The sequence below is a fragment of the Klebsiella sp. RHBSTW-00484 genome (assembly GCF_013705725.1).
In the GTDB taxonomy this organism is placed as follows: domain Bacteria; phylum Pseudomonadota; class Gammaproteobacteria; order Enterobacterales; family Enterobacteriaceae; genus Klebsiella.
Window position 1 is genome coordinate 3,510,411 of sequence record NZ_CP055481.1, and the last position, 25,737, is coordinate 3,536,147.

Consider the following 25,737-nt stretch of genomic DNA (forward strand, 5'->3'; position numbering starts at 1 on the left):
CCTTAAATGGGCCATTATTAGGAGGATAAATGTCGAGGTTAGTTCTTCTTTCTGTATGGGCTGAACACGAATTCGGAGATCCGGTTCCTGCACCGTCAACACTGAACAAGTACGCGAAGAATGGAATGATATCCCCACAACCACAGAAGGTTGGGAAAAGCTGGCGGGTGGAATTGGATGCTCGCTTTGTTGGAATGACAACAGCACCTGAGGTGAAAAAACAAGATCACCCGTTGTTGAGGAGAATTCTTGAAGATGGGCAGACCACGGAAACATAATGTAACTATACCAGGACTTTCCCCTTATTTTGATTCCCGGACAAAAAAGGTTTACTGGCGTTATAAACATCCTGTTACAGGGAAATTCCATGGCTTAGGCACTGACGAAAGAGTTGCTAAAGAAATTGCAATAGAAGCTAACAGCCGCCTAGCTGAACAGCAGATGAGGAATATTCTTAAGATAAAAAGTGAGGTGAATAAACGCATTGGTGGTTCAGCAACAGTATCTGAGTTCGCCTTTCGTTATTTAAAGATCCAGCAAGAAAGATATGATCGAGGTGAAATAAAACTCAACACGCTAAAACAGAAGTACTCACCTATAAAAGTTTTTGAACAACAACTTGGTATGAAACCTCTCGACCAAATTACTGTAAAGGATATTGTGGGCATCCTGGAAGAATATAAGGAAAAAGGTCATAACCGTATGGGACAAATATTTAGGAAGATCGCTATTGATGTCTTTGCAGAAGCCCAGCAGGTTGGCGACGTTCCCGTCGGATTCAACCCGGCAGAAGCTGCAAAAAAACCTCACGTCAAAATTACGCGCCAACGATTAACTTTTGAAGAGTGGAAGTTAATTTATACTGCGGCGAAGAAAGAACATTATTTTCTTCAGAAAGGGATGCTTCTTGCCGTGGTAACTGGTCAACGGTTGTCAGATATTTGCAACATGAAATTTACCGACATTGAAGATAATCATCTACTTGTCGAACAGACTAAAACAGGTGCAAAAATCGCGATACCGCTCGCCCTGCGATGTCGCCAACTTGATATCAGTCTGGGTGAAGTGATTTCTCTGTGTAGGGATCAGGTGCTTAGCCAGTATTTACTTCACCATCACCACGCCAAAGGAAAGGCAAAGCGTGGGGGGAAGGTACAGCCGGCAACTTTAACAGTGGCATTTAGTAAGGCAAGAGACGAAGTGGAATATGCGTGGGATAAAAATGGAACACCTCCCAGTTTTCATGAGCAACGATCATTATCTGAACGTCTTTACCGGGAACAGGGTGTAAACACTCAGATCCTGCTCGGTCATACGAGCAAAACAATGACCGACAGGTACAATGATTCACGCGGAAAAGAATGGAAAAAACTGGTCATATAATGACCAGTTTTGCAGAAGAGTTTTGCTGGGGTTTTGCAGAAGAATTCAGAACCGGTATCCCGCAGAGAACATAAACACCCACGGATCCAGGCGGGTACTGACTTTCTGGTCCACGCCGCCGGCTTTGAATTTCACATCGGTGTCGATATCCATGTACCACACCGACATGTTAATCAGCCAGTCACGGTTGATCAGGTAATCCATACCGACCTGACCCGCAGCACCCCAGGAATCTTTCAGGCTCAAATCGGAAATCCCCTGATTTTTACCATTGTCGTTCACACCTTCGTCAAAGAAGGTGGTGTAGTTGATACCCACGCCAACGTATGGACGCAGCTTGCTGCTGGAATCGCCAAAGTACCACTGCGCCATTAAGGTCGGCGGTAAATGGTGAACGGTGGCAATATTACCGGTTGCAGCGGTGCCAATCTTATGACGGAACGGCGTCGCGGCCAGCAGCTCAACCCCGATATTATCGGTTGCCATATAGGTAAAGGTCAGGCCAAGCTGTGTGTTATTGCTGACGCTAAAGCCCCCTAAGCTTCCCAATGTACCGCCCGCCCCTTCCGTTGGCCTTACCGTTGCCGAACCTGCGCGAAGAAAAAATTCACCAGCTTCATGCGCCCAGACGCTGCTGCTGGAAAGAGTGCTCAAAATAACAAATGCCGCTGCTAACTTTTTCATATCCACTTCCTCATTATGGTTATTCAGCGCAAGAATATACCTACAATGAAGTATGTTTGATCCAACACAGATCACACAAAGTCGGAAAATTTAACATTTATTGATCCAGATTAATTTTCACTTTTTTCATATAACTAGCGATAAACATACTGTATCAATTTTCTGTTTTTACTGGAGCTAAGGCGATGGACCGCTGATTGTGCCTTCTATTTACAAAGATATACTTAGCGCGCAGGAGCAGAGACTGCTACCCAGGCACGATTTGCGGTACAATCGCCGGCTAGTTAACACCTGCAAGACTCAAGGAGAATGCATGTCTATCACGGCGCAGTCCGTCTACCGTGACACCGGAAACTTTTTCCGTAATCAGTTCGTCACTATTTTGCTGATTGCATTGTTGTGCGCGCTTATTACGGTAGTACTTGGCCATGCCTTTTCACCCAGTGAAGAGCAATTATCGATTCTGAGCGAAGGCGATAGCCTGACGGGTAGCGTCGGGTTGTTCGAGCTGGTGCAAAGTATGACGCCGGAACAGCAGCAGGTCCTGCTACGAGCTTCGGCAGCCTCTACATTCTCTGGACTGGTGGGCAATGCGATCCTTGCGGGCGGCGTTCTGCTGATGATTCAGATGATCTCCGCAGGTCAACGCGTCAGTGCCTTACGTGCGATTGGTGCTTCTGCGCCAGTGCTGCCAAAGCTGCTGCTGCTGATCCTGCTCACGACTTTTGTTGTGCAAATGGGGATGATGCTGGTGGTGGTGCCTGGCGTGCTGCTAGCGATCGTCTTTTCATTCGCGCCAATTATGCTGGTACAGGACAAAATGGGTGTTTTCAGCGCCCTGCGCAGCAGTATGCGTCTGGCATGGGCCAATATTCGCCTGGTTGCACCCGCGATAATCGGCTGGCTGCTGGCGAAAACCCTACTTCTGCTGTTTGCATCCAGCTTCGCCGTACTGACGCCAAACGTTGGCGCAATCGTTATAAATACCATCAGCAACCTGATCTCCGCATTGTTGCTGATCTATTTATTCCGCTTGTATATGCTTATTCGCAACTAACTTAATCCGGGTCGGGCGCTCCCGGCCCATTCTGAACGACGGAATCGATGTATGAAGCAGTTTCTGGATTTTTTACCGCTGGTAGTCTTCTTCGCATTCTACAAGCTCTACGATATCTACGCCGCAACGACCGCGCTGATTATCGCCACCGCCATCGTGCTGATTTATAGCTGGGTGCGCTATCGCAAAGTCGAAAAAATGGCGCTGATTACCTTTGTCCTGGTCGCATTTTTCGGTGGCCTGACCATTTTCTTCCATAACGATGAGTTTATAAAATGGAAGGTCACGGTCATCTACGTTCTGTTCGCTGGCGCGCTGTTGTTTAGCCAATGGGTGATGAAAAAGCCGCTGATCCAGCGCATGCTGGGTAAAGAGCTGACGTTACCGCAGCAGGTTTGGTCGCGTCTGAATCTGGCCTGGGCGGTATTCTTCATCCTTTGCGGGTTAGCGAATATCTACATCGCCTTCTGGTTGCCGCAAAATATCTGGGTCAACTTTAAAGTCTTCGGTTTAACCGCTATGACGCTGGTGTTCACCTTGCTAAGCGGCGTTTACATCTATCGCCATATGCCGCAGGACGACAATCACTAAGTTCGCTTCGGCACGCAGTCCTGCGTGCCGTTTCTCTTCGCTTTCCCTCGCCTTCACAGAAACAATTCGTATTGTAAGGTATCTCGTCCAGAGAACGCCTTGAGTCACCATGTAGTCTGCCGTTCCCTCACGATATCTACCAGATGCTGGAAAGTTGCGGCAATTGTGAGGATTTCATGGAGATTGGCCCCTCGCAATTGTAATGATAATAATTATCATTGATATTCTCGATCTCAATTTTTCATGACTTGATATGGATATTTAAAATGAGACCGCAGAAAAATCACATCGCCACTCCCCTGGCCCTGGCCATCGCTGGTTTGCTTAGCCCAGGGGCTTTCGCCGAAGAGGCTGAATTGGATACCGAAACGATGGTGGTTCGGGGAACCGCGGAAGAAGCGCTAAAGCAGCAGCCGGGCGTCTCGATCATCACCGCGGAAGATATCGCTAAAGATCCGCCGGTTAACGACCTGTCTGAAATCATTCGTAAAATGCCCGGCGTTAACCTGACCGGCAACAGCGCCAGCGGCAGCCGCGGCAACAACCGACAGATTGATATTCGCGGCATGGGGCCGGAAAACACGCTGATTCTTATCGATGGTGTGCCCGTCAGTTCGAGAAACTCGGTGCGCTATAGCTGGCGCGGCGAGCGCGATACCCGCGGCGACAGCAACTGGGTTCCGCCGGAAATGGTCGAGCGTATCGAAGTTCTGCGCGGCCCCGCGGCTGCTCGCTACGGCTCTGGCGCTGCAGGCGGCGTGGTCAATATCATCACCAAGCGCCCGACCAACGACTGGCATGGCTCGCTCTCGCTCTATACCAATCAGCCGGAAAATAATAAAGAAGGTTCCACCAACCGGGCTAACTTTAACCTTAACGGACCGCTGGCCGGGGATGCCCTGACGATGCGTCTGTACGGTAATATCAACAAAACCGAACCAGACGCCTGGGATATTAACCATGCGCAAAATGACTCTTATGCCGCAGGCCGCGAAGGCGTGCGCAATAAAGATATTAACGCCCTGCTGTCATGGAAAGTGACGCCGCAGCAGATTGTCGATTTCAGCTATGCCTACAGCCGCCAGGGCAACATCTACGCCGGTGATACGCAATACAGCAACGGCAACGTTAGCCCAAACGGACTAGTCGACTCACTGTATGGTCAGGAAACGAACCGCATGTATCGCCAGACCTGGGGCCTGACCTATAACGGTATCTGGGATTGGGGCCAGTCTAAAGCGGGCGTCTATTACGAAAAAACCAACAACACCCGCCTGCAGGAGGGCTCTACCGGCCGCGTAGAGGGGATGATCAATAGCGATGAATACGCCACCAGCCGCCTGGAATCATGGCGTTCAACCGGCGAACTCAATATTCCATTCAACTGGCTGGCTGAGCAGACGCTTACGCTGGGTATGGAGTGGAATCGCGATGATTTGAACGATCCGGCGTCGATGCAGGCCACCAGCGTGACCGAAGAAGTCCCCGGCACTTCCGGCAACCCGTCTGAGCGCAGCACGAAAAATAGCGCCACCCTCACCGGTCTCTATCTCGAAGACAATATTGAAGCGACGCCGGGCACCAATATTATCCCCGGACTGCGTTTTGACTATCACAACGATTTCGGCAGCAACTGGAGCCCGAGCCTGAACCTGTCGCAGGATCTGGGCGATATGTTTAAGGTCAAAGCAGGTATTGCCCGGGTATTTAAAGCACCGAACCTGTATCAGTCCAGCGATGGCTATTTGCTGCGCACGAACGGTAACGGCTGCCCGACCAACCTCACCGGGAATGGTTGTTATCTGCTGGGTAACCCAAACCTTGATCCGGAAATCAGTATCAACAAAGAGGTCGGCCTTGAATTTAACTTAAATGGCTACAATGCCGGTATCACCTGGTTCCGTAACGATTACAAAAACAAAATCGTCTCCGGCGCCGACGTGTTGGGCTATACCTCTGATGGGAATTATATTCTCCAGTGGCAAAACGGCGGTAAAGCGGTCGTCGAAGGTCTTGAAGGGACCCTGCTGGTGCCGGTGATTGCCGATACGCTGAACTGGCGCACCAACGCCACCTATATGATCAAATCGGAAAACAAAGATACCGGCAACCCGCTGTCCGTCATTCCGAAATATACCATCAACACCATGCTCGACTGGCAGGTTAACAGCAAGCTCTCAGCCAACGTGAACTGGACCATGTACGGTCGGCAGAAACCGCGCGAATATGCGGAAATTCGTAACGAGACGGGCGTACTGGCGACCAACGAAGTCGGTTCCTATTCTGTCGTCGGAATTGGCGGTAACTATCAGCTGATGAAAGATTTACGCCTGAATGCCGGGATCAGCAACCTGTTCGATAAGCAGCTTTATCGCGAAAACTCGGGCGCGTCGACCTACAACGAACCGGGTCGTGCGTACTACGCTGGCGTCACGCTCTCCTTCTAAACCTCTACGCCCGCATTAGCGGGCGTCTCCCCCTATTCTCTCCACGCCCTTTTCATAGTAGCATCGCGCCTGATCATCTTTGACGAGTACAGAGTAGAGAATGACGACAACAGATCTCGCGCCGAAGGGCGAATTGGTTTTACGCACCCTGGCGATGCCAGCGGATACCAACGCCAACGGCGATATTTTTGGCGGCTGGCTAATGTCGCAAATGGATATCGGCGGCGCCATTATGGCGAAAGAAATTGCCCATGGTCGCGTGGTGACCGTACGCGTCGACGGCATGACCTTTTTACGTCCGGTCGCGGTCGGCGATGTGGTGTGTTGCTACGCCGACTGCGTGAAGCGCGGCAATACCTCGGTAACTATCAATATGGAAGTGTGGGTGAAAAAAGTGTCGTCTGAGCCAATCGGCCAACGCTACAAGGCAACCGAAGCGCTGTTTATCTATGTTGCGGTGGATAACCAGGGCAAACCGCGCGCGCTGCCTGCCCAATAATGCAGATAGCCCGGCAAACTCGCCGGGCTATCTGTTTACAGGAAACCGAGTAAAGAAAAGAAGAAGTAGCCGATCACGAGGGTAATCACCGGCAGCACGTACAGCGGGAAATACTGCACCAGAATAGTATGACGCGGCACCACCACACGTTCGGCGATCTGCTCGCGCGTCAGCCCTTCCGTCCCTTTGGCCTGCTCAAGAATCAGCTGATCCTCAACCCCCTCACGCAGAAACTTAGCCTGACGGCTCATCCGCGCGCCGGATGCCTGCAGCGCCATCCCGACAAAGATCAGGATATAGATAATCCAGAAGCCGATATTCATGCCGTGCTTAAAGTCCGGAAGCGGCGAGTTGTACCAAAAGAAATTCAGGAACGGCGTATTGAAGCGCACCATCTCGATCATCACGTGCGCAAAATCCATCATCACCGCATCAATCCCCGGCTTTTTCTCGCTGTGCTCGTACATAAACTTCAGCACCGAAATCAGCGTCGAGATAACTGCCGGAATAAACACCACCCACCCCAAAATACGTTTAAGTACTGCAATGCGTCCAGCTTGTTGATACGTCATGGGTTCCCCTTGTTAAGACGCTCTAGCCACTCTAAGAACCTATCTCAGGCTATTTCACTTGCCACTTTGGACCAGGGCAGTGCTCAAAATCCTCACGTACTTCATGTACGCTCCGGTTTCTGCGCGCTGTCCGTGTCCAAATTGGCTGCGCCAATAACGCCTGGTGGTATACGCTCTAAGTCTACCTTCGTCGGCGAATTTCGCCCAATAATGCGCGGTATGATATACCATGAGTGCCAATTCGTTATCTACTTACGCTACAGGAGAGGGACTTATGTCAGCCAGGCGACAGATTCATGCCGCGATTTTTGATATGGATGGATTACTGATTGATTCCGAACCGCTATGGGATAAGGCAGAGCTGGAGGTGATTGCAAGCCTCGGAGTGGATATTAGCCGCCGCAGTGAAATGCCCGATATTCTGGGGCTACGCATCGATTTAGTCGTCGACCTGTGGTTTGCCCAGCAGCCGTGGAAAGGCCCGGATCGCGCCGAAGTGACCGCGCGAATTATCAACCGCGCTATCCAACTGGTTGAAGAAGCACGTCCGCTCCTGCCCGGCGCGCGGGAAGCGGTGGCGATGTGTAAAGCGCAGGGACTGAAAATCGGCCTGGCCTCAGCATCACCGCTGCGGATGCTGGAAAAAGTCCTCACCATGTTTGAGCTGCGCGACCAGTTTGATGCACTCGCTTCCGCCGAAATGCTGCCGTTCAGCAAACCGCATCCGCAGGTTTATCTGAACTGTGCGGAAAAACTTGGCGTCAGCCCTCTGAACTGCGTGGCGCTGGAAGATTCTGTCAACGGCATGATTGCCAGCAAAGCGGCGCGGATGCGCTCTATTGTCGTGCCTGAAGAAGAGAATAGCCGCGATCCTCGCTTTGTGCTGGCCGATGTGAAGCTAACGAGCCTGCAATCCCTCACCCTGACCGACCTGCTCGGCTAAGCCCTCCAGTGATAATGGGATAGCAATCTTATCCCATTATCACAAAATTAAAACACCGTTTCATTTTTAATTGTTTTTTCCTCCTCCGCCCTCTATGCTTGTCCTCAATGGCGTTATTTAACGCATGAAATCAGAATACAGAGGTGCATATGGTACTGAACGCCTTTGACCTTACGGGTAAGGTCGCTATCGTAACGGGTTGTGATACCGGACTCGGCCAGGGCATGACGCTGGGCCTTGCGCAAGCCGGGTGCGATATCGTCGGGGTCAATCGTAGAATTCCCCATGAAACGGCGGAAAAGGTTCAGGCGTTGGGCCGACGCTTCACCGCTATCCAGGCCGATTTGAGTCACCAGGATGAGATTGGCTCGATTGTCACTCAGGCCGTTGCTGCGATGGGCAGAGTCGATATTCTGGTCAACAACGCTGGCACAATCCGCCGCACCGATGCGCTCGATTTTTCAGAAAAAGATTGGGATGACGTCCTGAATCTGAATCTGAAATCGGTCTTTTTTCTTTCGCAAGCGGTCGCCCGGCAGTTTATTCAGCAAGGCGATGGCGGAAAAATCATTAACATCGCTTCAATGCTCTCCTTTCAGGGCGGCATTCGGGTTCCTTCATATACCGCCTCAAAAAGCGGTGTTCTCGGCATTACTCGCCTGATGGCTAATGAATGGGCGGGACACCGCATCAACGTTAACGCCATCGCGCCGGGATATATGGCGACCAACAACACTCAGCAATTACGTGACGATGCCGAGCGCAGTAAAGAGATCCTCGACCGCATTCCTGCCGGGCGCTGGGGCGTTCCGGATGACCTGCAAGGGCCGGTGGTATTCCTCGCCTCTAAGGCAGCAGATTACGTCAGTGGCTATACTCTGGCGGTTGACGGAGGCTGGCTGGCACGTTGATGATTTTGTGACATAGAGTTACACCGTCACCTCTTCCGCACACTGTATAAAAACCCTATACTGTATGAATTGACAGTTTAGGGTTTCTTATCATGACGGCGGAAGGTCACCTTCTCTTTTCTATCGCCTGTGCGGTATTTGCGAAAAACGCGGAATTAACCCCCGTGCTGGCCCAGGGGGACTGGTGGCATATTGTCCCTTCCGCAATTTTGACCTGCCTGCTGCCCGACATCGATCACCCTAAGTCATTTCTCGGGCAGCGTTTACGCTGGATTTCAAAACCGATAGCCCGCGCCTTTGGTCATCGCGGCTTCACCCATAGCCTGCTGGTAGTCTTCGGCGCTCTTGCGCTGTTCTCGTTAAAAGTGCCCGATGGCTGGATAATCCCGGCGGACGCTGTCCAGGGGCTGGTGCTGGGCTATCTCAGCCATATCCTTGCCGACATGCTGACTCCTGCGGGAGTGCCGCTGCTTTGGCCCTGCCGCTGGCGCTTTCGCTTACCTATCCTCGCGCCGCGTAAAGGCAACCAGCTAGAGCGCGCGCTGTGTATGGCGCTCTTCATCTATGCGGTGTGGATGCCGCAGACTTTTGCCGATAATAGCGCCGTGCGCTGGTCATCGAGCATGATTAACACGCTGCAAACCACCTTTAATCGATTTATTAGTCACCAGGCAGGACAATAAATAAGCAAACTATCTATTTTGTTATAATCAATTCCATTTGGATATAAGTAACGAATAACGCCTTCTGCTACCCTTGCCGTCATAAGAGTTGGTTATTGACCAACCCGGTAAAAAAGATATCAGGAGAACGGGGATGAATTTTCCATTAATAGCGAACGTTATCGTGTTCGCGGTTTTGCTGTTGGCGCTTGCTCAAACCCGCCACAAACAGTGGAGCCTCGCTAAAAAAGTACTGGTCGGTCTGGTTATCGGCGTTATTTTCGGCCTGGCGCTGCAATTTATCTATGGTTCCGACAGCCAGGTGCTGAAGGATTCTATCCAGTGGTTCAATATCGTCGGCAACGGCTATGTTCAGCTACTGCAAATGATCGTTATGCCGCTGGTCTTCGCCTCTATCCTGAGCGCGGTCGCCCGTCTGCATAACGCTTCACAGCTGGGTAAAATCAGCTTTTTGAGCATTGGTACTCTGCTTTTCACCACGCTGATTGCAGCACTGGTCGGTGTTTTGGTCACCAATCTGTTTGGCCTGACCGCTGAAGGGCTGGTGCAAGGCAGCGCGGAAACCGCTCGTCTTAACGCCATTCAGAGCAACTATGCCGGTAAAGTGGCGGACCTGAGCGTCCCGCAAATGGTGCTCTCTTTCATACCAAAAAACCCGTTTGCTGACCTGACCGGCGCGAACCCAACGTCGATTATCAGTGTGGTTATCTTCGCGGCATTCCTTGGCGTCGCAGCGCTGAAGTTGCTGAAAGATGACATTGCCAAAGGCCAGCGCGTGCTCACCGCCATCGACACGCTGCAAAGCTGGGTTATGAAGTTAGTCCGTCTGGTTATGCAGTTAACGCCGTATGGCGTGCTGGCGCTGATGACCAAAGTGGTTGCGGGCTCTAACCTGCAGGACATCATCAAGCTCGGCAGCTTCGTTATCGCCTCGTATCTCGGCCTGGGCATTATGTTCGTGGTGCACGGCCTGCTGCTGGCAGTGAACGGCGTGAGCCCGCTGAAGTACTTCCGCAAAGTGTGGCCGGTGCTGACCTTCGCCTTCACCAGTCGTTCCAGTGCGGCTTCTATTCCGCTGAACGTCGAAGCGCAAACTCGCCGTCTCGGCGTACCGGAATCTATCGCCAGCTTCTCAGCATCATTCGGCGCGACCATTGGTCAGAACGGTTGTGCGGGTCTTTACCCGGCGATGCTGGCAGTCATGGTCGCTCCGACCGTCGGTATCAACCCGTTCGATCCGCTATGGATTGCCACCCTGGTGGGCATTGTCACCGTCAGTTCCGCAGGCGTTGCGGGCGTTGGCGGCGGCGCAACTTTTGCCGCGCTGATCGTCCTGCCGGCAATGGGTCTGCCAGTGACGCTGGTGGCGCTGTTAATTTCAGTTGAACCACTGATTGATATGGGTCGTACCGCGCTGAACGTCAGCGGTTCAATGACCGCCGGTACCCTGACCAGTCAGTGGCTGCGTCAAACCGACAAAACCATTCTTGATAGCGAAGAGGATGCCGAACTGGCCCACCGCTAATCTGAGAGGGCCGTAAAGCCTTCAGAGATAAAAAAACCGCTGATGATCTCAGCGGTTTTTTTTGTTTTAGCTCGCGCCCTCAGGCATCTATCTCGCCTTCCTGCCTCATCTGCTCCGCCCAGCGCTGCGCCGCTTCCGGCACGTTAAACGGCGGTGAACGGCGAAAATGTTCGTCCACCAGCACAAAGGCGACGTACTTATTGCGCAGCACCCAGACATCGCGAAACCCGTCCATTTTGACGGCGTGTTCCGGCGGCGCTGGCTCCACTCGAGGCACGTAGCTAATGACCTGACGATTTTGTTGGCGATGTGGTTTCATCACAAATAGATTCACTAAACAAAGCGGGAAACATAAACCCCTATCATAGCTGAAAGCGCCCCCTTTCGTCGCCCCCTGCTTATTATCCTTAAAAGGTAAAAGTCCTGGAATAAAATCTGATGGAACAGATGTTCTATAGTTAGAAGGGTTTTGGTTCAGCAACGACCATTTTCAGTAATGAAAACAGGAGCGAGCAATGTCAGATAAACACCATAAACCACAAACCCACCAGTCACCGGTTCACGATGACCGGGAAGCGAAGCCAGGTCTCGATTCTTTAGCACCCAATGACCAGAACTGGCGACCCACGCCGCACCCCACAGCTCCGGGTGAAGTACCGACCGCGCCTGGCAGTATAAAAGCCCCGGATACGCATAGCGATAAGCTTGACGCGCTGGATGATCATCGTAAAGGCGGCGAGGATTTTGCGCTCACCACCAACCAGGGCGTACGTATCGCTGACGATCAAAACTCGCTGCGTGCGGGCAAACGTGGCCCCACGCTGCTGGAAGATTTTATCCTGCGCGAGAAAATTACCCATTTTGACCATGAACGCATCCCCGAGAGGATCGTCCACGCCCGAGGCTCCGCAGCGCACGGCTACTTTCAGCCCTATAGCAACCTGAGCGACATCACCAAAGCCGATTTTCTCTCCGACCCGGAGAAGAAAACCCCGGTTTTCGTGCGCTTTTCTACCGTCCAGGGCGGTGCAGGGTCCGCCGATACGGTGCGCGACATCCGCGGTTTCGCCACCAAGTTCTATACCGACGAGGGCATTTTTGATCTGGTCGGCAATAACACCCCCATCTTCTTTATCCAGGACGCGCTCAAATTCCCTGATTTCGTCCATGCGGTAAAACCGGAACCTCACTGGGCCGTCCCGCAAGGGCAAAGTGCACATGACACCTTTTGGGACTACGTATCACTACAGCCAGAAACGCTGCACAACGTAATGTGGGCGATGTCCGATCGCGGTTTACCCCGCAGCTATCGCACGATGGAAGGGTTCGGTATCCATACCTTCCGCCTGATAAATGCCGAAGGCAAAGCAACCTTTGTACGTTTTCACTGGAAACCAGTAGCGGGCAAGGCCTCTCTGGTGTGGGATGAGTCGCAGAAGCTGACAGGTCGCGATCCTGATTTCCATCGTCGCGATTTATGGGAAGCCATTGAAGCGGGAGATTTCCCCGAGTATGAACTGGGGCTACAGCTCATCCCCGAGGAGGATGAGTTTGCCTATGACTTCGATCTGCTGGACCCCACCAAGCTTATCCCGGAAGCGCTGGTCCCTGTTCAACGGGTCGGGAAAATGGTCCTCAATCGTAACCCGGATAATTTCTTTGCCGAAAATGAACAGGCTGCGTTTCATCCCGGGCACATCGTGCCGGGGATAGATTTCAGCAACGATCCGCTGCTGCAGGGCCGTTTATTTTCCTATACCGATACGCAGATTAGCCGCCTTGGCGGGCCTAATTTCCATGAGATTCCTATTAATAAGCCCACCTGCCCGTATCATAATTTCCAGCGCGACGGTATGCATCGCATGGATATTGATACCAACCCGGCAAACTATGAACCTAACTCAATCAACGATAACTGGCCCCGCGAGACGCCGCCAGCCGCTAAACGCGGAGGATTCGAATCCTACGCCGAGCGGGTAGACGGCGAAAAAATTCGCCAGCGCAGCCCGTCGTTCGGCGAATACTACTCTCAGCCTCTACTGTTTTGGCGCAGCCAGACGCCACTTGAGCAGCAGCATATTATCGACGGTTTTAGCTTCGAACTGAGCAAAGTCGTCAGAGAGTGGATCCGCGAGAGGGTTGTCGAACAACTGGCGCATATCGACCTGCAGCTGGCTCAGGCTGTGGGTAAAAATCTCGGTATCGAACTCACTGACGACCAGCGTAGCATCACGCCGCCGCCGGATGTTAATGGTTTGAAAAAGGACCCTACGCTAAGCCTGTATGCCATTCCCAGCGGCGATGTAAAAGGCCGCGTGGTGGCGGTGTTACTTAACGATCGTCCGGTCGCCAAAGAGCTGTTGGTGCTGCTGAAAGCGCTCAAGGCCAAGGGAGTGCATGCCAAACTGCTCTATTCACGAATGGGTAAAGTGAAGGCTGATGATGGCACCACGTTGCCGGTTGCCGGGACCTTTGCCGGTTCGCCGTCATTAACCGTAGATGCGGTCATCGTTCCCGGCGGCGATCTGCAAAGCCTGAGCAACAACGGCGACTTCCACTATTACCTGCTGGAGGCCTACAAACATCTGAAGCCGATTCTACTGGCAGGCGATGCCAGACCGTGTAAAACGTCGCTTCAGGTCGCCAGCAAGGGCGAAGAAGGGATCGTGGAGACAAATGCGATAGATGGCAAATCCATGGATGAACTGATCACCCTGATGGCGGCGCATCGGGTGTGGTCAAGAAGCGCTAAAATCGCCGCAATTCCTGCATAAAAAACAAGGCCCAGCATAAATGCCGGGCCTCTTTACCGGTCACACGTCGCGATAGGTTCCGAGCCGATAGCCGTGTTCGGCTATCGCGTACTTCAGCGAATCAGACGTCAGCACGTCCAGCTCGGTCAGACGCGGGTAACAATAAGCGCTGCCCATAATGGTGTTATCGACAAAAGCCGGGTGGCACATCACTTCCAGCGACTTTTCATCACGCTGGATGGATGCTTCCAGAGTTTGCAGAAACAGCCCTTCACAAACGGCTTCACCATAAAATTCACTGGCAAATCCATCGCTGCTGCGCGCTGCATCCTGCTCCAGCCCGGAAAGGGTCGCCAGTTGGCGGTCGATGCGCATCGCCACGCCCTTCTCACGTGCAAACGCCGCCACGATGGGGTAGATCTGCGCAATCATATGCACATGGTGATGGCTATCAATATGCGTCGGCTCATAACCAAACAGCTCGACAAACCGGCGATACTGGCACTCCAGCTCGTGCGCGATTTCATCCAGCGGCAGGCTATCCTCTTCCGCCATCTGCCAAATCCACTTACCCAGTCGCCCTTCGCGGGTTAAGCCCGGCATCGCCGACAACGGCTCGCCAAGCGTCAGGACAAAGTGCATTCCGACCGCCAGCTCCGGTACGCAGCGGCTGAGCTGGGCGGCGTGGCTAATCGCCGCGCCGTTGACCAGTGCCGTCGTGGAGGTGACCAGACCATTTTTGCAAGCTTCGACAATACCGTAGTTCTGCCCCTTGCTGAGGCCAAAATCATCGGCATTCACGATCAACACGCGTTCCATGAGCCGCTCCCTTTACTGTTTCAGTTTTTCGATAGTCGCCGCAAAGTTTGGCAGCCATTGCTCGTGCGCGAGGATCATCTCCCGCGCCAGCTTCTCGGCATCGCGATCGGAGTGGATCAGCGGGCTCAGGTTAAGCGCCAACAGGACATCATCCAGCTTGCCGCTGATTGCCGCTTCGCTGGCCGCCACTTCAAAACCCTTAATGGTGTAAATCAGCCCCAGCACTTTCTCATCGAAATGCGTGATGCGCGGTGTCGGCTTCGCACCATCACGGCCCAGCGTGCAGGTCATTTCCACCGCCCAGTCGGCCGGGATGTTATCAATGTGGCCATGATGCGGCACGTTCACGTAGTGTTCGGCCTGCTTATCATTGTAGATGGCGTTGATCACTTCACAGGCTGCGTCTGAGTAGTATGCCCCGCCGCGCTGCTCCAGCTCTTTCGGTTTGATGTTCAGATCCGGATTTTTATACAGCTCGAACAGCTGTTTCTCAACTTTCTGCACAACCTGTGCGCGCGCACCGCCTTTATAGTACTCGCCCATTTCAATCGCCAGCATCTCTTTTGGCTTGAAGTAGTAGAGCAAATAGGAGCACGGAATCAGGCGCAGTGAGCGAATCAGCCCTTCGCTAAACGGCAGATCAAAGATATTTTTTACTGAGTTCGCGGTCAGACGACCGGAAGCCACGCCGTCCAGCAGCTCGTCAAAGCGCGAAACGCCGTTAACAAGCACGTCGCGAACAAACACCAGGTGATTCAGACCAAACAGATCGATGTTCAGCTCGTCGCTCGGACTCAGCTTCAGCACGTCGGTGATAAACATTTTCATGCCGATCGGAATATTGCACACGCCGATAAAGCGCTTAAAGCCGGTGTGGCGATAGACCGCTTCGGTCACCATACCTGCCGGGTTGGTAAAGTTAATCACCCAGGCGTTCGGGCAGACTTCCTGCACATCTTTTACGATGTCAAAAATGACCGGAATAGTGCGCAGGCCTTTAAACAGACCGCCCGCACCGTTGGTTTCCTGGCCTAAATAACCATGGCTCAGCGGAATGCGTTCGTCTTTCTCACGCGCCTTCAGTTGGCCAACGCGCAGTTGAGTGGTCACGAAATCCGCCCCTTCCAGCGCCGCGCGGCGATCGAGGGTTTTATAGACTTTCATCGGCACGCCGGCTTTTTCCACCATGCGCTGGCACAGGGCGTGGATAATATCGAGCTTTTCCTGCCCTTCTGCGACGTCCACCAGCCACAGTTCGGTAATTGGCAGTTCATGATAACGTTTCAGGAACCCTTCCAGTAATTCCGGGGTATAGCTGCTGCCGCCACCGATAGTCACGACTTTCAATTTCTGGCTCATTATTTTCTCCCTTGTGGACTACGCATGTACGTACCCCACTCTCCGTTTAAATACGGACAGTTAACTTGAATATTTAGGGTATAGACCGCGCGGAATATTCCGCGCCCGCTTAATTAATACTGGTGAGATGCTTCCGATAACTGCTGGGGGTAAATGAAGTCAGCTTTTTGAATGTTTTAATAAACAAACTTGGGCTACTATACCCCGACTCATAGGCAATATCGGTCACCGAGTAGTTGGTTATCTCTAACTGTTTCTTGGCGAAGTTGATACGAATATCATTAATTATCTGCATCGGCGTTTTTGCATAATAACGTTGGGTCGCGCGGGTTAAGTACTCCTGAGTTTTCCCGGAGAGCTCAACCATATTTTCCAGTGCGCACTCGCCAAACTTAAGATTATCGTGCATCCCCTCGACGGCATTTTTCAACCATTGCGGAATCACATCTTCCACGGGTTCCTCGCGGTAATGCCGTAAACGATTAAGGGTGTAAAACGAGACCAGTTCGATAAATTCGTCAAATTCAGTTTCACGAAAATTCAGCGATGCAATAACCGACTCAATGTAACTGAGAAAAGTACTTTTGACGCCGTAGACCTGAGAAGCAACCACACCAAACGGTATCAGCGGCAGATAGTGTTTCTCAAAGAAACTTTTGCTAATGCCGACGTTAAGAATGCGTGTCGCGCCAAATTCATAAAAACTCTGGTGATGCGACCCCATCGGGATGAAGACAAAATCCCCGCGCTCCAGCAGCACCCGCTTACCATTAATGACCTGATAATAGCGGCCGGTTAAAACGATGGTGTACTCGTAATAATCATGCTGGTGAAGCCCGCTCACGCTCTCCGTTTTGTTATAAATGACCACATGAAAGTTTTTGCCGTTGAACAGTTGTTGCTCCCGGGCGGTACTGATTTCAGTGGTCATCATCTTTGGTTGCCTCATCGTGTCGATGACCTATTGTACCTTCTCGTGCAGCTCAATCAATTCGGCAACCAACTCACGAGCCAGCATTGAGGTCATTAGATGATCCTGCGCATGAACCAGCACCAGGCTCACCTTCACTTTACCTTCGCCTTCATCGCTCTCAATCAGTTGCGTTTGCACCAGATGCGCTTCGCTCAGGGCCACCCTTGATTGCTCCATCATGGCTTTCGCTGCCTCGAAGTCGCCTTTCTTTGCCTGCTTCAGTGCGCCGTAGGCCAGACTGCGTGCTTGCCCGGAGTTGATAATCAGCCCCATCACCACCTCTTCGAGGTCGTTTATCGGCGTGTCTTCTGCTGCGATATTATCCAGATCAAACATAATCATTCCCTCGTTGCTCAGGCGGTACGGGAAACCTCCCGTACCGCTCGATATTAGAATTTCAGTGCGTTAGCGATATCTTCTTCGCTCTCTTCCTGCTCAATGACGCCCTGCGCTTTGTTGGAAATTATCACAAACGGCAGGTAGACCAGCGTGGCTATACCCAGGTTGAACAGTGCGAGTAACAGTGCAGCAACGCTGCCGTTAGTGTTAAAGAAGGCACCCAAACCGGTCGGCATGGTCCACGGCGCGATGTTGGTAATCGGCGGGATGATGCCCAGGGTGTAAGCGGTCATGGTGATAGCCGCCAGCAGAGGCTGAATCAGAATGAACGGGATAAACATCACCGGGTTCATAATAATCGGCAGACCGAACAGGATTGGCTCGTTAATCTGGAAGATGCCTGACGGCAGCGCCAACTTCGCAACCTGACGATGATCCTCACGACGTGAAGCGATGAAGATAGCGATGATTAAGCCCAGAGTCGCACCGGTACCGCCAAGGAAGATGTAGGAATCAAGCATCGGCTTGGCCCACATATGGAAGCTCTTACCTGCGGCCAGCGCGGCTTCGACAGAACCATACTGCTGATAGGTCGCGATATTTTCCAGCGCCCACGGCGTCATGATTCCGCTATCCAGCGCCGACAGCGCCAGCGAACCGTGTACACCGAAGAACCACAGCAGTGAGGTGAAAATCACATACGCCCAGCCAACGACGGCACCCATTGAGGCCAGCGGCGTGGAGATGGTATCCATGATGATCTGGTGGAAGTTCGTGCCCCAGTGGGTCAGAGCCCAGGAGATAATCCCCATGATCGACAGTATAATAAAGGCCGGAATGACCGCCGAGAATGAGCGGGAAACCGAAGCCGGTACGCTGGACGGCAGCGTAATGACCCAATTACGATGAACGATGAAGGTGAACATCTCGGCAACGACCAAACCGATCACGATACCGGAAATAATATTAGCGCCGCCTAACCAGTTAGCGCCAACGGCGTAGGCCTCACCCACGCTATAAGGCGTAACGGTCATAAATGCCGCGACGGCCAGTAAGCCTGCCGCCATCGGGTCCACTTTACGCTCTTCAGCTAATGCGGAACCGATAAAGAAAGGCGCCATCAGCGACATAATACCCAGCGTACCGTTATAAACGTTACCGCCGATAGCTTTAAAACCGTTAAGGGTTTCAATTGTAGAAGCATCCAGACGAATGCCCATTGAATAAAAGAAAGAGCCGTCGCCAAAGCTCAGAAATACGTTGTTAATTAGAACAAACATTGCCCCAGCTAGCGTCAATGGCATTAACTTAATAAAGCCGTTCTTAATTGCATTGACGTGAGGTTGTCTTCCTATTCTGACGGCAAAAGGAAGGAGTACCTTTTCAAGCGAATCAATCACTTTACTCATAATAAATACCCTTTAAGGCCGTAATATAATTATTACGGCGATGATGGATGAAATTACTCTTTGACGGGAAAATAAACTCTCGATACTCCGGACAGTAAAGTGGCTAAAACCACCCCTACGAAGTTGTTAGCATTGCTATCCGAAATATGTCGAGTTTTAAAATAAAATTATTGTGCAGCAGCTTTCTTAATGGCCGCAACGGCCGCTTTCAAAACACCTAAACCATCAATCTTACCGTATAAAACCGAGTCAATGACTTCCACAGGTTTATTTGGCAGTAAACGTTGAATATCTGGCAGCATATAAGATATCTGCGGACCTAATAGAACGACATCGGCTTCAGGCCCTTTTTCACCGGCCAGCGTTTCCGGGAATGCTTCAATAACGACCGGCACTTCGTATTTCTCGGCCTGAGCGCGCATTTTAGAAACCAGCAGCGATGTAGACATCCCGGCGGAACAAAATAGGTAGATATGTTTCTTTTCCATGAACGCTTCCTCAATGTGTGTGACCTGCGCTCTCTGCATCCTGATGCCTGAGAGCCGGGTAAGACATGTTTTCTTTCAATTAGTATTGTTTATGCATTGAGTATACGGCATCACCCGGAACCAGGATAATTCCTCCTTGAACAAAATTGTCTCTCATTGACCTTACGTTTTGACTACCCTCACATTTCCCTCAAATAATTCGCGCAATTAAATAAGCATGACAAATCATAAAAAAGCCCGACCACTGGTCGGGCTTACGTAGAAATCAGCAATACGGCGGTATCTTACTTGCTGTTGCGCGGATCCGTGTCGTACTCTGCGCAGGTCTGATAGCCAGAATTGATAACGTGTCCCGTATCGTCTAAGGCAACAAAATAGGTTTCAATTTTACCATCGCGTTGACCCAGGATGTATGTCTGGCAGGTACCACGCGCATGAATCATGGTGACTTCAGATGAAGGTTTACCGGCAATTTGCGTTACCTGAGCACGGGTCATACCTTTTTTGACGTCTTTAACCACCGGCTGCGTGAACTGATCTTTGGTACGGTCATAGGCCGTACACCCTGCCAGCATAGTCAATACTGCTGCTGCGCCCAGAAATCCTGCAAAATTCTTGTTCATATACCATCCTCTTTTTTTTGGCGTGTTAATAAGCCTGGAATAAATATCGTTATTTTTCAAGCCGAAGGTGGAAATGAGCAAAAATTAAGAGCTTTCCAATAATAAAAGCTATGTCCTTGAGGTTGCATGCTTTTGCGTCACTCAAAACTGTGATCCTTGTCGTTTTACCGTCAAAGAGGTAGCTTAAACCCTTGCTGATTGCCAAACAGATTCACTTCCCGGAGGGCGCGATGACGCTACAACAAGAAATTATTCAGGCACTGGGCGCAAAACCCCAGATCGATGTCGAAGGCGAGATACGCCGCAGCGTAGACTTTCTCAAGTCTTACCTGCAAACGTATCCTTTTATTAAATCACTGGTTCTTGGCATCAGCGGCGGACAGGACTCAACGCTGACCGGCAAACTGTGCCAGATGGCCATCAACGAGCTGCGAGCCGAAACGGGCGATAGTACCCTGCAATTTATTGCCGTCCGTTTGCCCTACGGCGTGCAGGCGGATGAGCAGGATTGCCAGGATGCCATCGCCTTTATTCAGCCGGATCACGTATTAACGGTCAATATTAAAGGCGCTGTGCTGGCCAGCGAACAGGCACTGCGTGAAACGGGCATCGAACTTAGCGACTTTGTTCGCGGCAATGAAAAAGCCCGTGAACGTATGAAGGCGCAGTACAGTATTGCGGGGATGACCCACGGCGTGGTGGTCGGGACCGACCATGCTGCGGAAGCGATTACTGGATTCTTCACCAAATACGGCGACGGCGGTACCGACATTAACCCCATTTTCCGCCTCAACAAACGTCAGGGCAAACAGCTACTGGCGCAGTTAGGCTGTCCGGAACATCTGTATAAAAAGCTACCGACCGCCGATCTTGAAGACGATCGCCCCTCCCTGCCCGACGAAGTGGCGCTGGGCGTGACCTACGACAACATTGACGACTATCTGGAAGGCAAAACATTGGACGAGAAAATCGCCAAAACCATCGAAGGCTGGTATCTGAAAACCGAACATAAACGTCGGCCGCCGATTACCGTATTCGACGACTTCTGGAAAAAGTAGCGCCCCTCTCCTTTCACCCCGGCTCAGGTCGGGGTTGTTTTTTTACCCTTCTCTGCTTTTCTTGCAACTGCTATACCCTAAATAATTCAAGTTGCAGGAAGACGGCAAGTGAGCGAATCCCCGGGAGCTTACACTGGTAAGTGACTGGGGTGAACGAATGCAGCCAACACACATGCAACTTGAAGTATGACGGGTATATACTGGATAAATAAACAGCACCAGGAGTGATAGTGGCAAGAAGGCAATCCGCACCGCGTCTCGAATTTGAAGCGGCAGCAATTTATGAATATCCCGAGCACCTGCGTTCATGGCTTGAAGCGCTGCCAAAGCAGCCAGGGGTGTACCTGTTTCACGGTGAAAGCGAGACTCTGCCGCTTTATATCGGGAAAAGCGTCAATATCCGCAGTCGGGTGCTGTCTCACCTGCGCACGCCGAACGAAGCCGCAATGCTACGCCAGGCACGGCGTATTACCTGGCAACGCACGGCGGGCGAACTCGGCGCTTTATTATTAGAAGCGCAGCTCATCAAAGAGCAGCAGCCTTTGTTCAATAAACGCCTGCGGCAAAACCGCCAGCTGTGTTCGTTACGTCTGACGGACTCCCGCCCGCAGGTGGTCTACGCGAGCGAACTGGATTTCTCACAGCAAAACGATCTCTATGGTCTGTTTGCAAACCGCCGCACAGCGCTCCAGGCGCTGCAAAAAATCGCCGATGAACATCGCCTCTGTTACGGACTTATGGGGCTGGAACCGCTCAACCGTGGCCGCGCCTGCTTTCGTTCCGCGCTGGGCCGCTGCGCGGGTGCCTGCTGTGGTAAAGAAAGCACAGACGCGCACCATCAACGGCTACTGGAAAATATGCAAAAAATGCAGCTGGTATGCTGGCCGTGGCCCGGCGCGGTCGCTCTGGAAGAAAGCAGTGGTGACATGACGCAATATCACATCATTCATAACTGGCTGTGGCTGGGTGCCGTCGATTCTCTATCACAAGCGTCAGCGTTAACGCGCCTGTCGGCCAAATTTGATCATGACGGTTATAAAATATTGTGCAAACTGCTGCTCAGCGGCAGCTATAAGCTTCATCCGCTATGAGCGGAGTTTAAGCCCCGGTTTTATACCCGTCATACTTCAAGCAACTCGAATTATTTTGGGTATAGACCGGGGCTATTTCCCCGCAATTACCAACCGCCACCGCCTCCGCCGCCCGAACCACCGCCGGACGAGCCGCCGCCGGAAGATCCCGAACCGCTGTAGCTCGAGCCTGATGAGCCAGATCCTGAACTGCTGCTGGGCGTTGGCATCGAAGACGTTCGGCAGGACTCGCTGAAGTGACTTACGCTCCCCCAGTCGGCGCTGGCAAACGCCGCCGACATTGCGCCGGTACTGCTCAGATAGTGCGCAAAGGTATCGGCCCAGGTTTTCCCCACCCCGAGCGCCAGCGCAACCGGCAGCAGCTCTTCAAAGTGGGTAATCATCTGTGCGGGCGGATAGATAATCTGATAACGATGCTTTTCAGCGGTGCCGAGATACAGTTTCAACCCTTTGGCGATAGCTAACTCATCCAGCCCCTGCTGCGTATAACGAGGCGTTTTCCAGCCGACAAAAATGCATAGCACGATCGCGGCCAGCAGTGCGCCGATATAACCGGCAGGAAGCTGGGTTACAGGCAATATCCCGAAGAGAAAAAGCCCTCCCCCCAGTGTCGCGAACGGTCCAAAGATGACAGCAAAAAATAGCAGACCCGCCCCCCAGGCGCGCCACATTTCCCGCGGATGGCATAAAAAGCGCAGCAGAAAAGTTAACATCGTTGCGCCGATCAGCATAAAGAGCGCCGCCGGGATGGTGAGCAGCGCGACCTCAACGTTAACCCAGATACCGCAAATCACCGGCATCAGCAGTGCAATATAGATGCAGCGTCGCAGCGGTTGCGCCCACTTGCAAAACAGTTTAGGGCGCAGCGCTTCACAGCGCTTATCCTGCCGATCGCGGCCATTCTGCATCGACTTCTGATGGGCCACGCTGAGGTCGATATTCTTTCTTTTACCTTTAAATAGCGTGCTTAATAGCTGCAGGTCATCGCTGTTTAAGCGGCTATTCCCCTCAACGGGCAAACGAGTCAGCACCTGTTTTCCGCCCGAGTCTGAAAGCCAGGGACTATGGGATTGATTTTCGTCCCCCTTCACCGCCATCCCGCGCTTCGCTACCAGCCCCAAAAGGTCGCTACTAAAAGCAATATCATCATATTTACGCCGGATGAGAAAACGCAGATAGCCCGGCGACATCCCGGCAGGCAGCGAAAATAGCGGCACGACCGGCGGCATTCTCAACCCGGCTTTAGTTACGTGTTTCCGCCACCAGAGGCCGTAGTACAACACCATAAGCAGCAACGGCAGCCATATCACGCTGGTCTTCAGAGTAGGAATGAGCAGATGTACCAGCGGCAACGCGGCTTCCGGCGCCGGAGCGGCAGCAAGAATCGCCCGCGGCCAGGTATAGACAACGGTCAGCCCTTCCCCTTTTGCCAGCGGTCGCAGGGTGCGCACGCTGCCGTCGGGCAGAACCTCTGCATTGTGCTCCTTGGCCCCTGCGAATCCGGTGTACACGTCAATAGAGCGCAGCCTGGCGTCTTTGGAATCTACATTGAGATTATCGGAGGCGTCCGGCAGTTCCAGGCGAAAGCTGGCCTTGCTAATGGGCCAGGCCCAGTCGTTTCCCGTCACGTTCCAGTAAAGCTCATCCCACTCGGGGAAGCGGCTGAAATGATTGAAGATGTGATAACGAATTTCGTAGTTATAGATGCCCGGCTTGAGGATGCGTTCACCGCTACCAATGCGCACAGTCAGGGTCTTTGCCGCCTCATCCAGACTAAACGGCTCAGACACGCCGTCGCGCGACACCGATTCGATCGCATAGTAAACACGAAATATTTTGCCGTCCTGACGGTTCCAGGTCAGAGGCAGCGTGCGGAAAATCCCCCTACGGATCTCTTTCCCCAGCGCAAGCACTTTGATGTTTTCACGCATCTCCATGCTGCCATCCGGGTTAAAACGCGCCCGGGAGTCGAAAGAAAGGATATGTTCATACGCCGGGATCGCGCCAGGCGGAAGCTGCGAGGCATCTTTGAGAACTATCAGGTTATCTGAAGCGTATATGGCATGACTGGCCAGAAACAGCAGCAGCCCGAAAACGCGCAGCAGGCGGGTGGACAAATTGAACATGCAATCACTCCATCCGAGGCGCTTTGGCCTCTTCGGGAGAGTCCAGCTCAAAAAACACTTCTGTTTTAAAATTAAATAGCCGCGCCAGCAGCAGGCTGGGGAAAGACTCCACCAGAATATTGAAATCGCGCACCGTACCGTTGAAGTAGCGGCGAGCCATTTGCAGTTGCTCTTCTATTTCGCTGAGGGATTGCTGTAAGGAGAGAAAGTTTTCGCTGGCTCTGAGCTCAGGATAAGCTTCGCCGAGCGCAAATATGCGCCCCAGCGTACCCGCGTAACTGCGCTCGTTATCCGCTATCTGACGAGTATTGCCCACCAGTTCGCCACGCTGGCGGGATATCTCTTCCAGCAGTTCCTTTTCATGCTGCGCATAGCGTTTCACCAGGCTTAGCAGATTAGGCGCCAGGTCGTGACGACGTTTGAGCTGTACGGCAATGCCGCTCCAGGCCTCATCTTTGAAACGCCGCAGGGAGATAAAGCGGTTATAGGTCATGACGACCCAGACGAGTACTACAACGATAATGGCCAGACCGATATACATTTCCATATGTTAAATCCATAAAATAGCAGGCAGCATAAATATTTTGCATATACCCGCAATGATACCAAGGGTATCTATCCTGACACACTCGACCCTGTGGGGTAAATCGGGTTTCTCTATCAGGCTATTTGTTTAGTTAACTGGCTATATAAAAGGCGGCAAGGGAGTGAGTCCCCAGGAGCATAGATAACTATGTGACTGGGGTGAGTGAGCGTAGCCAACACATAAGCAATTTGAAGTATGACGGGTATATATAAAGAAAAAACCGCCGGCCCTGCCCAAAGCCTGTTGGCATTATTGGGCAAGACCGGCGGTCTTAAGTCAGCGCGCTGAGTTATTCAGCTGGTGCAGGCATTTTACCTTCAGGCGCTTTACGTTCTGTCAGATGCTTCTCAAAATTGGCATTAAACTGTTTTTTCTGTTCCGGCGTCAGAATGTTGTAAATCTTGTTCTGGGTTTCCAGACGGGCCAGCGCCATCTCTTTGTGCTGGGCTTCCATCTTATCAATCTGCGCTTCCGCCTTTGCTTTATCGAAGGTGTCGCTGGCGACCAGTTCATGCATCGCGCGGCGTTCATCCAGAGACGGACGCTTCATATTTTCACGCTGGCCTTTCATGATGTCGCGAATTTGCGTTTTCTGCGCATCGGTCAGGTTCAGACCTTTGAACATCATTTCGTGTGGGCCGCCTTTGCCTTTATGATGCATCATCGGCTTGCTGTCGGTTGGAGTGGCGGTAGCGTCTGCCGCGTGAGCCAGGTTAGCCGCGCCCAGAGCCAGAGTAGAGGCAACAAACAGTGCAGTAATCTTCTTCATAGTTCAATCCTTACTTTGCGTTATTCTTACGGCGCGTTGCCGTGTTGAC

At 52.1% G+C, this 25,737-nt stretch carries 26 protein-coding genes and 1 pseudogene; 13 read left to right on the top strand and 14 right to left on the bottom strand.

The window, feature by feature from the left end:
* Positions 1-29: 29 nt before the first annotated feature.
* Together HV213_RS16740 and HV213_RS16745 are read left to right on the top strand one after the other, a co-directional pair.
* On the top strand, positions 30-278 hold the full coding sequence (locus tag HV213_RS16740) for an excisionase (protein ID WP_181482566.1): 249 nt from the start codon (positions 30-32) through the stop codon (positions 276-278).
* Positions 256-1,383 (top strand): phage integrase Arm DNA-binding domain-containing protein, encoded by a 1,128-nt coding sequence (locus tag HV213_RS16745; protein ID WP_181482567.1) that lies wholly within the window; start codon positions 256-258, stop codon positions 1,381-1,383. The genes HV213_RS16740 and HV213_RS16745 overlap by 23 nt, the downstream gene beginning before the upstream one ends.
* Positions 1,384-1,428: 45 nt before the next feature.
* Here HV213_RS16745 and ompW read toward each other — a convergent pair whose 3' ends face one another.
* Positions 1,429-2,067, bottom strand: coding sequence for an outer membrane protein OmpW (gene ompW, locus HV213_RS16750; protein ID WP_181482568.1), 639 nt, complete (start codon positions 2,065-2,067; stop codon positions 1,429-1,431).
* A gap of 313 nt (positions 2,068-2,380) precedes the next feature.
* On the opposite strand from ompW, the gene HV213_RS16755 reads away from it, so the two are divergent.
* From HV213_RS16755 to yciA, 4 genes are all read left to right on the top strand, one after another.
* Positions 2,381-3,124 carry a YciC family protein gene (locus HV213_RS16755; protein ID WP_181482569.1) on the top strand — a complete coding sequence of 248 codons (744 nt, stop codon included), beginning with the start codon at positions 2,381-2,383 and terminating at the stop codon, positions 3,122-3,124.
* Positions 3,125-3,175: 51 nt separating this feature from the next.
* Positions 3,176-3,715, top strand: coding sequence for a septation protein A (locus HV213_RS16760; protein WP_110273526.1), 540 nt, complete (start codon positions 3,176-3,178; stop codon positions 3,713-3,715).
* Between the two features lie 266 nt (positions 3,716-3,981).
* A complete protein-coding gene (locus HV213_RS16765; protein ID WP_181482570.1) occupies positions 3,982-6,162 on the top strand; it encodes a TonB-dependent siderophore receptor in 2,181 nt (726 codons plus the stop codon).
* Between the two features lie 100 nt (positions 6,163-6,262).
* On the top strand, positions 6,263-6,661 hold the full coding sequence (yciA, locus tag HV213_RS16770; RefSeq protein ID WP_181482571.1) for an acyl-CoA thioester hydrolase YciA: 399 nt from the start codon (positions 6,263-6,265) through the stop codon (positions 6,659-6,661).
* 35 nt (positions 6,662-6,696) lie between these two features.
* On the opposite strand, the gene HV213_RS16775 is transcribed toward yciA, so the two are convergent.
* Positions 6,697-7,233, bottom strand: coding sequence for a YniB family protein (locus HV213_RS16775; protein ID WP_181482572.1), 537 nt, complete (start codon positions 7,231-7,233; stop codon positions 6,697-6,699).
* A 274-nt stretch (positions 7,234-7,507) separates the two neighbouring features.
* Between HV213_RS16775 and hxpB the strand changes: the two genes are divergently transcribed.
* The 4 genes from hxpB to HV213_RS16795 all read left to right on the top strand — a co-directional run bounded on the left by hxpB (position 7,508) and on the right by HV213_RS16795 (position 11,295).
* On the top strand, positions 7,508-8,176 hold the full coding sequence (hxpB, locus tag HV213_RS16780; RefSeq protein ID WP_181482573.1) for a hexitol phosphatase HxpB: 669 nt from the start codon (positions 7,508-7,510) through the stop codon (positions 8,174-8,176).
* A 149-nt stretch (positions 8,177-8,325) separates the two neighbouring features.
* Positions 8,326-9,087 carry a 2-dehydro-3-deoxy-D-gluconate 5-dehydrogenase KduD gene (gene kduD, locus HV213_RS16785; RefSeq protein WP_181482574.1) on the top strand — a complete coding sequence of 254 codons (762 nt, stop codon included), beginning with the start codon at positions 8,326-8,328 and terminating at the stop codon, positions 9,085-9,087.
* Positions 9,088-9,179: 92 nt separating this feature from the next.
* Complete coding sequence (locus tag HV213_RS16790; RefSeq protein ID WP_112216774.1) at positions 9,180-9,770, top strand: metal-dependent hydrolase; 591 nt, start codon at positions 9,180-9,182, stop codon at positions 9,768-9,770.
* Positions 9,771-9,903: 133 nt separating this feature from the next.
* Positions 9,904-11,295, top strand: coding sequence for an L-cystine transporter (locus tag HV213_RS16795; protein WP_181482575.1), 1,392 nt, complete (start codon positions 9,904-9,906; stop codon positions 11,293-11,295).
* A gap of 79 nt (positions 11,296-11,374) precedes the next feature.
* Here HV213_RS16795 and cedA read toward each other — a convergent pair whose 3' ends face one another.
* The gene (gene cedA, locus HV213_RS16800; RefSeq protein ID WP_249415954.1) at positions 11,375-11,614 is read right to left on the bottom strand and encodes a cell division activator CedA; all 240 of its coding nucleotides are present in this window, start codon (positions 11,612-11,614) and stop codon (positions 11,375-11,377) included.
* Positions 11,615-11,810: 196 nt separating this feature from the next.
* Between cedA and katE the strand changes: the two genes are divergently transcribed.
* Entirely contained in the window at positions 11,811-14,069 is a 2,259-nt protein-coding gene (gene katE / locus HV213_RS16805) for a catalase HPII (RefSeq protein ID WP_181482576.1), read from the top strand.
* A gap of 39 nt (positions 14,070-14,108) precedes the next feature.
* Here katE and chbG read toward each other — a convergent pair whose 3' ends face one another.
* The 8 genes and pseudogenes from chbG to osmE all read right to left on the bottom strand — a co-directional run bounded on the left by chbG (position 14,109) and on the right by osmE (position 20,058).
* The gene (gene chbG / locus HV213_RS16810) at positions 14,109-14,867 is read right to left on the bottom strand and encodes a chitin disaccharide deacetylase (protein ID WP_181482577.1); all 759 of its coding nucleotides are present in this window, start codon (positions 14,865-14,867) and stop codon (positions 14,109-14,111) included.
* A gap of 12 nt (positions 14,868-14,879) precedes the next feature.
* Positions 14,880-16,226, bottom strand: coding sequence for a 6-phospho-beta-glucosidase (locus HV213_RS16815; RefSeq protein WP_112216771.1), 1,347 nt, complete (start codon positions 16,224-16,226; stop codon positions 14,880-14,882).
* 109 nt (positions 16,227-16,335) lie between these two features.
* Positions 16,336-17,160, bottom strand: coding sequence for a transcriptional regulator ChbR (gene chbR, locus HV213_RS16820; RefSeq protein ID WP_112216770.1), 825 nt, complete (start codon positions 17,158-17,160; stop codon positions 16,336-16,338).
* Between the two features lie 27 nt (positions 17,161-17,187).
* On the bottom strand, positions 17,188-17,535 hold the full coding sequence (gene chbA / locus HV213_RS16825; RefSeq protein WP_181482578.1) for a PTS N,N'-diacetylchitobiose transporter subunit IIA: 348 nt from the start codon (positions 17,533-17,535) through the stop codon (positions 17,188-17,190).
* 53 nt (positions 17,536-17,588) lie between these two features.
* Positions 17,589-18,947, bottom strand: coding sequence for a PTS N,N'-diacetylchitobiose transporter subunit IIC (chbC, locus tag HV213_RS16830; protein ID WP_181482579.1), 1,359 nt, complete (start codon positions 18,945-18,947; stop codon positions 17,589-17,591).
* A 12-nt stretch (positions 18,948-18,959) separates the two neighbouring features.
* Positions 18,960-19,037, bottom strand: a pseudogene (locus HV213_RS33765) (hypothetical protein); the annotation flags it as partial.
* Between the two features lie 77 nt (positions 19,038-19,114).
* Complete coding sequence (locus HV213_RS16835; protein ID WP_142514216.1) at positions 19,115-19,435, bottom strand: PTS sugar transporter subunit IIB; 321 nt, start codon at positions 19,433-19,435, stop codon at positions 19,115-19,117.
* 284 nt (positions 19,436-19,719) lie between these two features.
* Positions 19,720-20,058, bottom strand: coding sequence for an osmotically-inducible lipoprotein OsmE (gene osmE / locus HV213_RS16840; RefSeq protein ID WP_110273541.1), 339 nt, complete (start codon positions 20,056-20,058; stop codon positions 19,720-19,722).
* 230 nt (positions 20,059-20,288) lie between these two features.
* Here osmE and nadE point away from each other — a divergent pair, with 230 nt between their 5' ends.
* Together nadE and cho are read left to right on the top strand one after the other, a co-directional pair.
* The gene (nadE, locus tag HV213_RS16845) at positions 20,289-21,116 is read left to right on the top strand and encodes an ammonia-dependent NAD(+) synthetase (protein ID WP_181482580.1); all 828 of its coding nucleotides are present in this window, start codon (positions 20,289-20,291) and stop codon (positions 21,114-21,116) included.
* A 230-nt stretch (positions 21,117-21,346) separates the two neighbouring features.
* On the top strand, positions 21,347-22,207 hold the full coding sequence (gene cho, locus HV213_RS16850; RefSeq protein WP_181482581.1) for an excinuclease Cho: 861 nt from the start codon (positions 21,347-21,349) through the stop codon (positions 22,205-22,207).
* 86 nt (positions 22,208-22,293) lie between these two features.
* Here the strand turns inward: cho and HV213_RS16855 are convergent, their stop codons facing one another.
* The 3 genes from HV213_RS16855 to spy form a co-directional block, all read right to left on the bottom strand.
* Positions 22,294-24,333: a DUF2207 domain-containing protein gene (locus tag HV213_RS16855; RefSeq protein WP_181482582.1), complete on the bottom strand. Its 2,040-nt coding sequence runs from the start codon at positions 24,331-24,333 to the stop codon at positions 22,294-22,296.
* Positions 24,334-24,337: 4 nt separating this feature from the next.
* Positions 24,338-24,880: a LemA family protein gene (locus HV213_RS16860; RefSeq protein ID WP_181482583.1), complete on the bottom strand. Its 543-nt coding sequence runs from the start codon at positions 24,878-24,880 to the stop codon at positions 24,338-24,340.
* Between the two features lie 328 nt (positions 24,881-25,208).
* The gene (gene spy, locus HV213_RS16865) at positions 25,209-25,688 is read right to left on the bottom strand and encodes an ATP-independent periplasmic protein-refolding chaperone Spy (protein WP_110273546.1); all 480 of its coding nucleotides are present in this window, start codon (positions 25,686-25,688) and stop codon (positions 25,209-25,211) included.
* Positions 25,689-25,737: the final 49 nt, after the last annotated feature.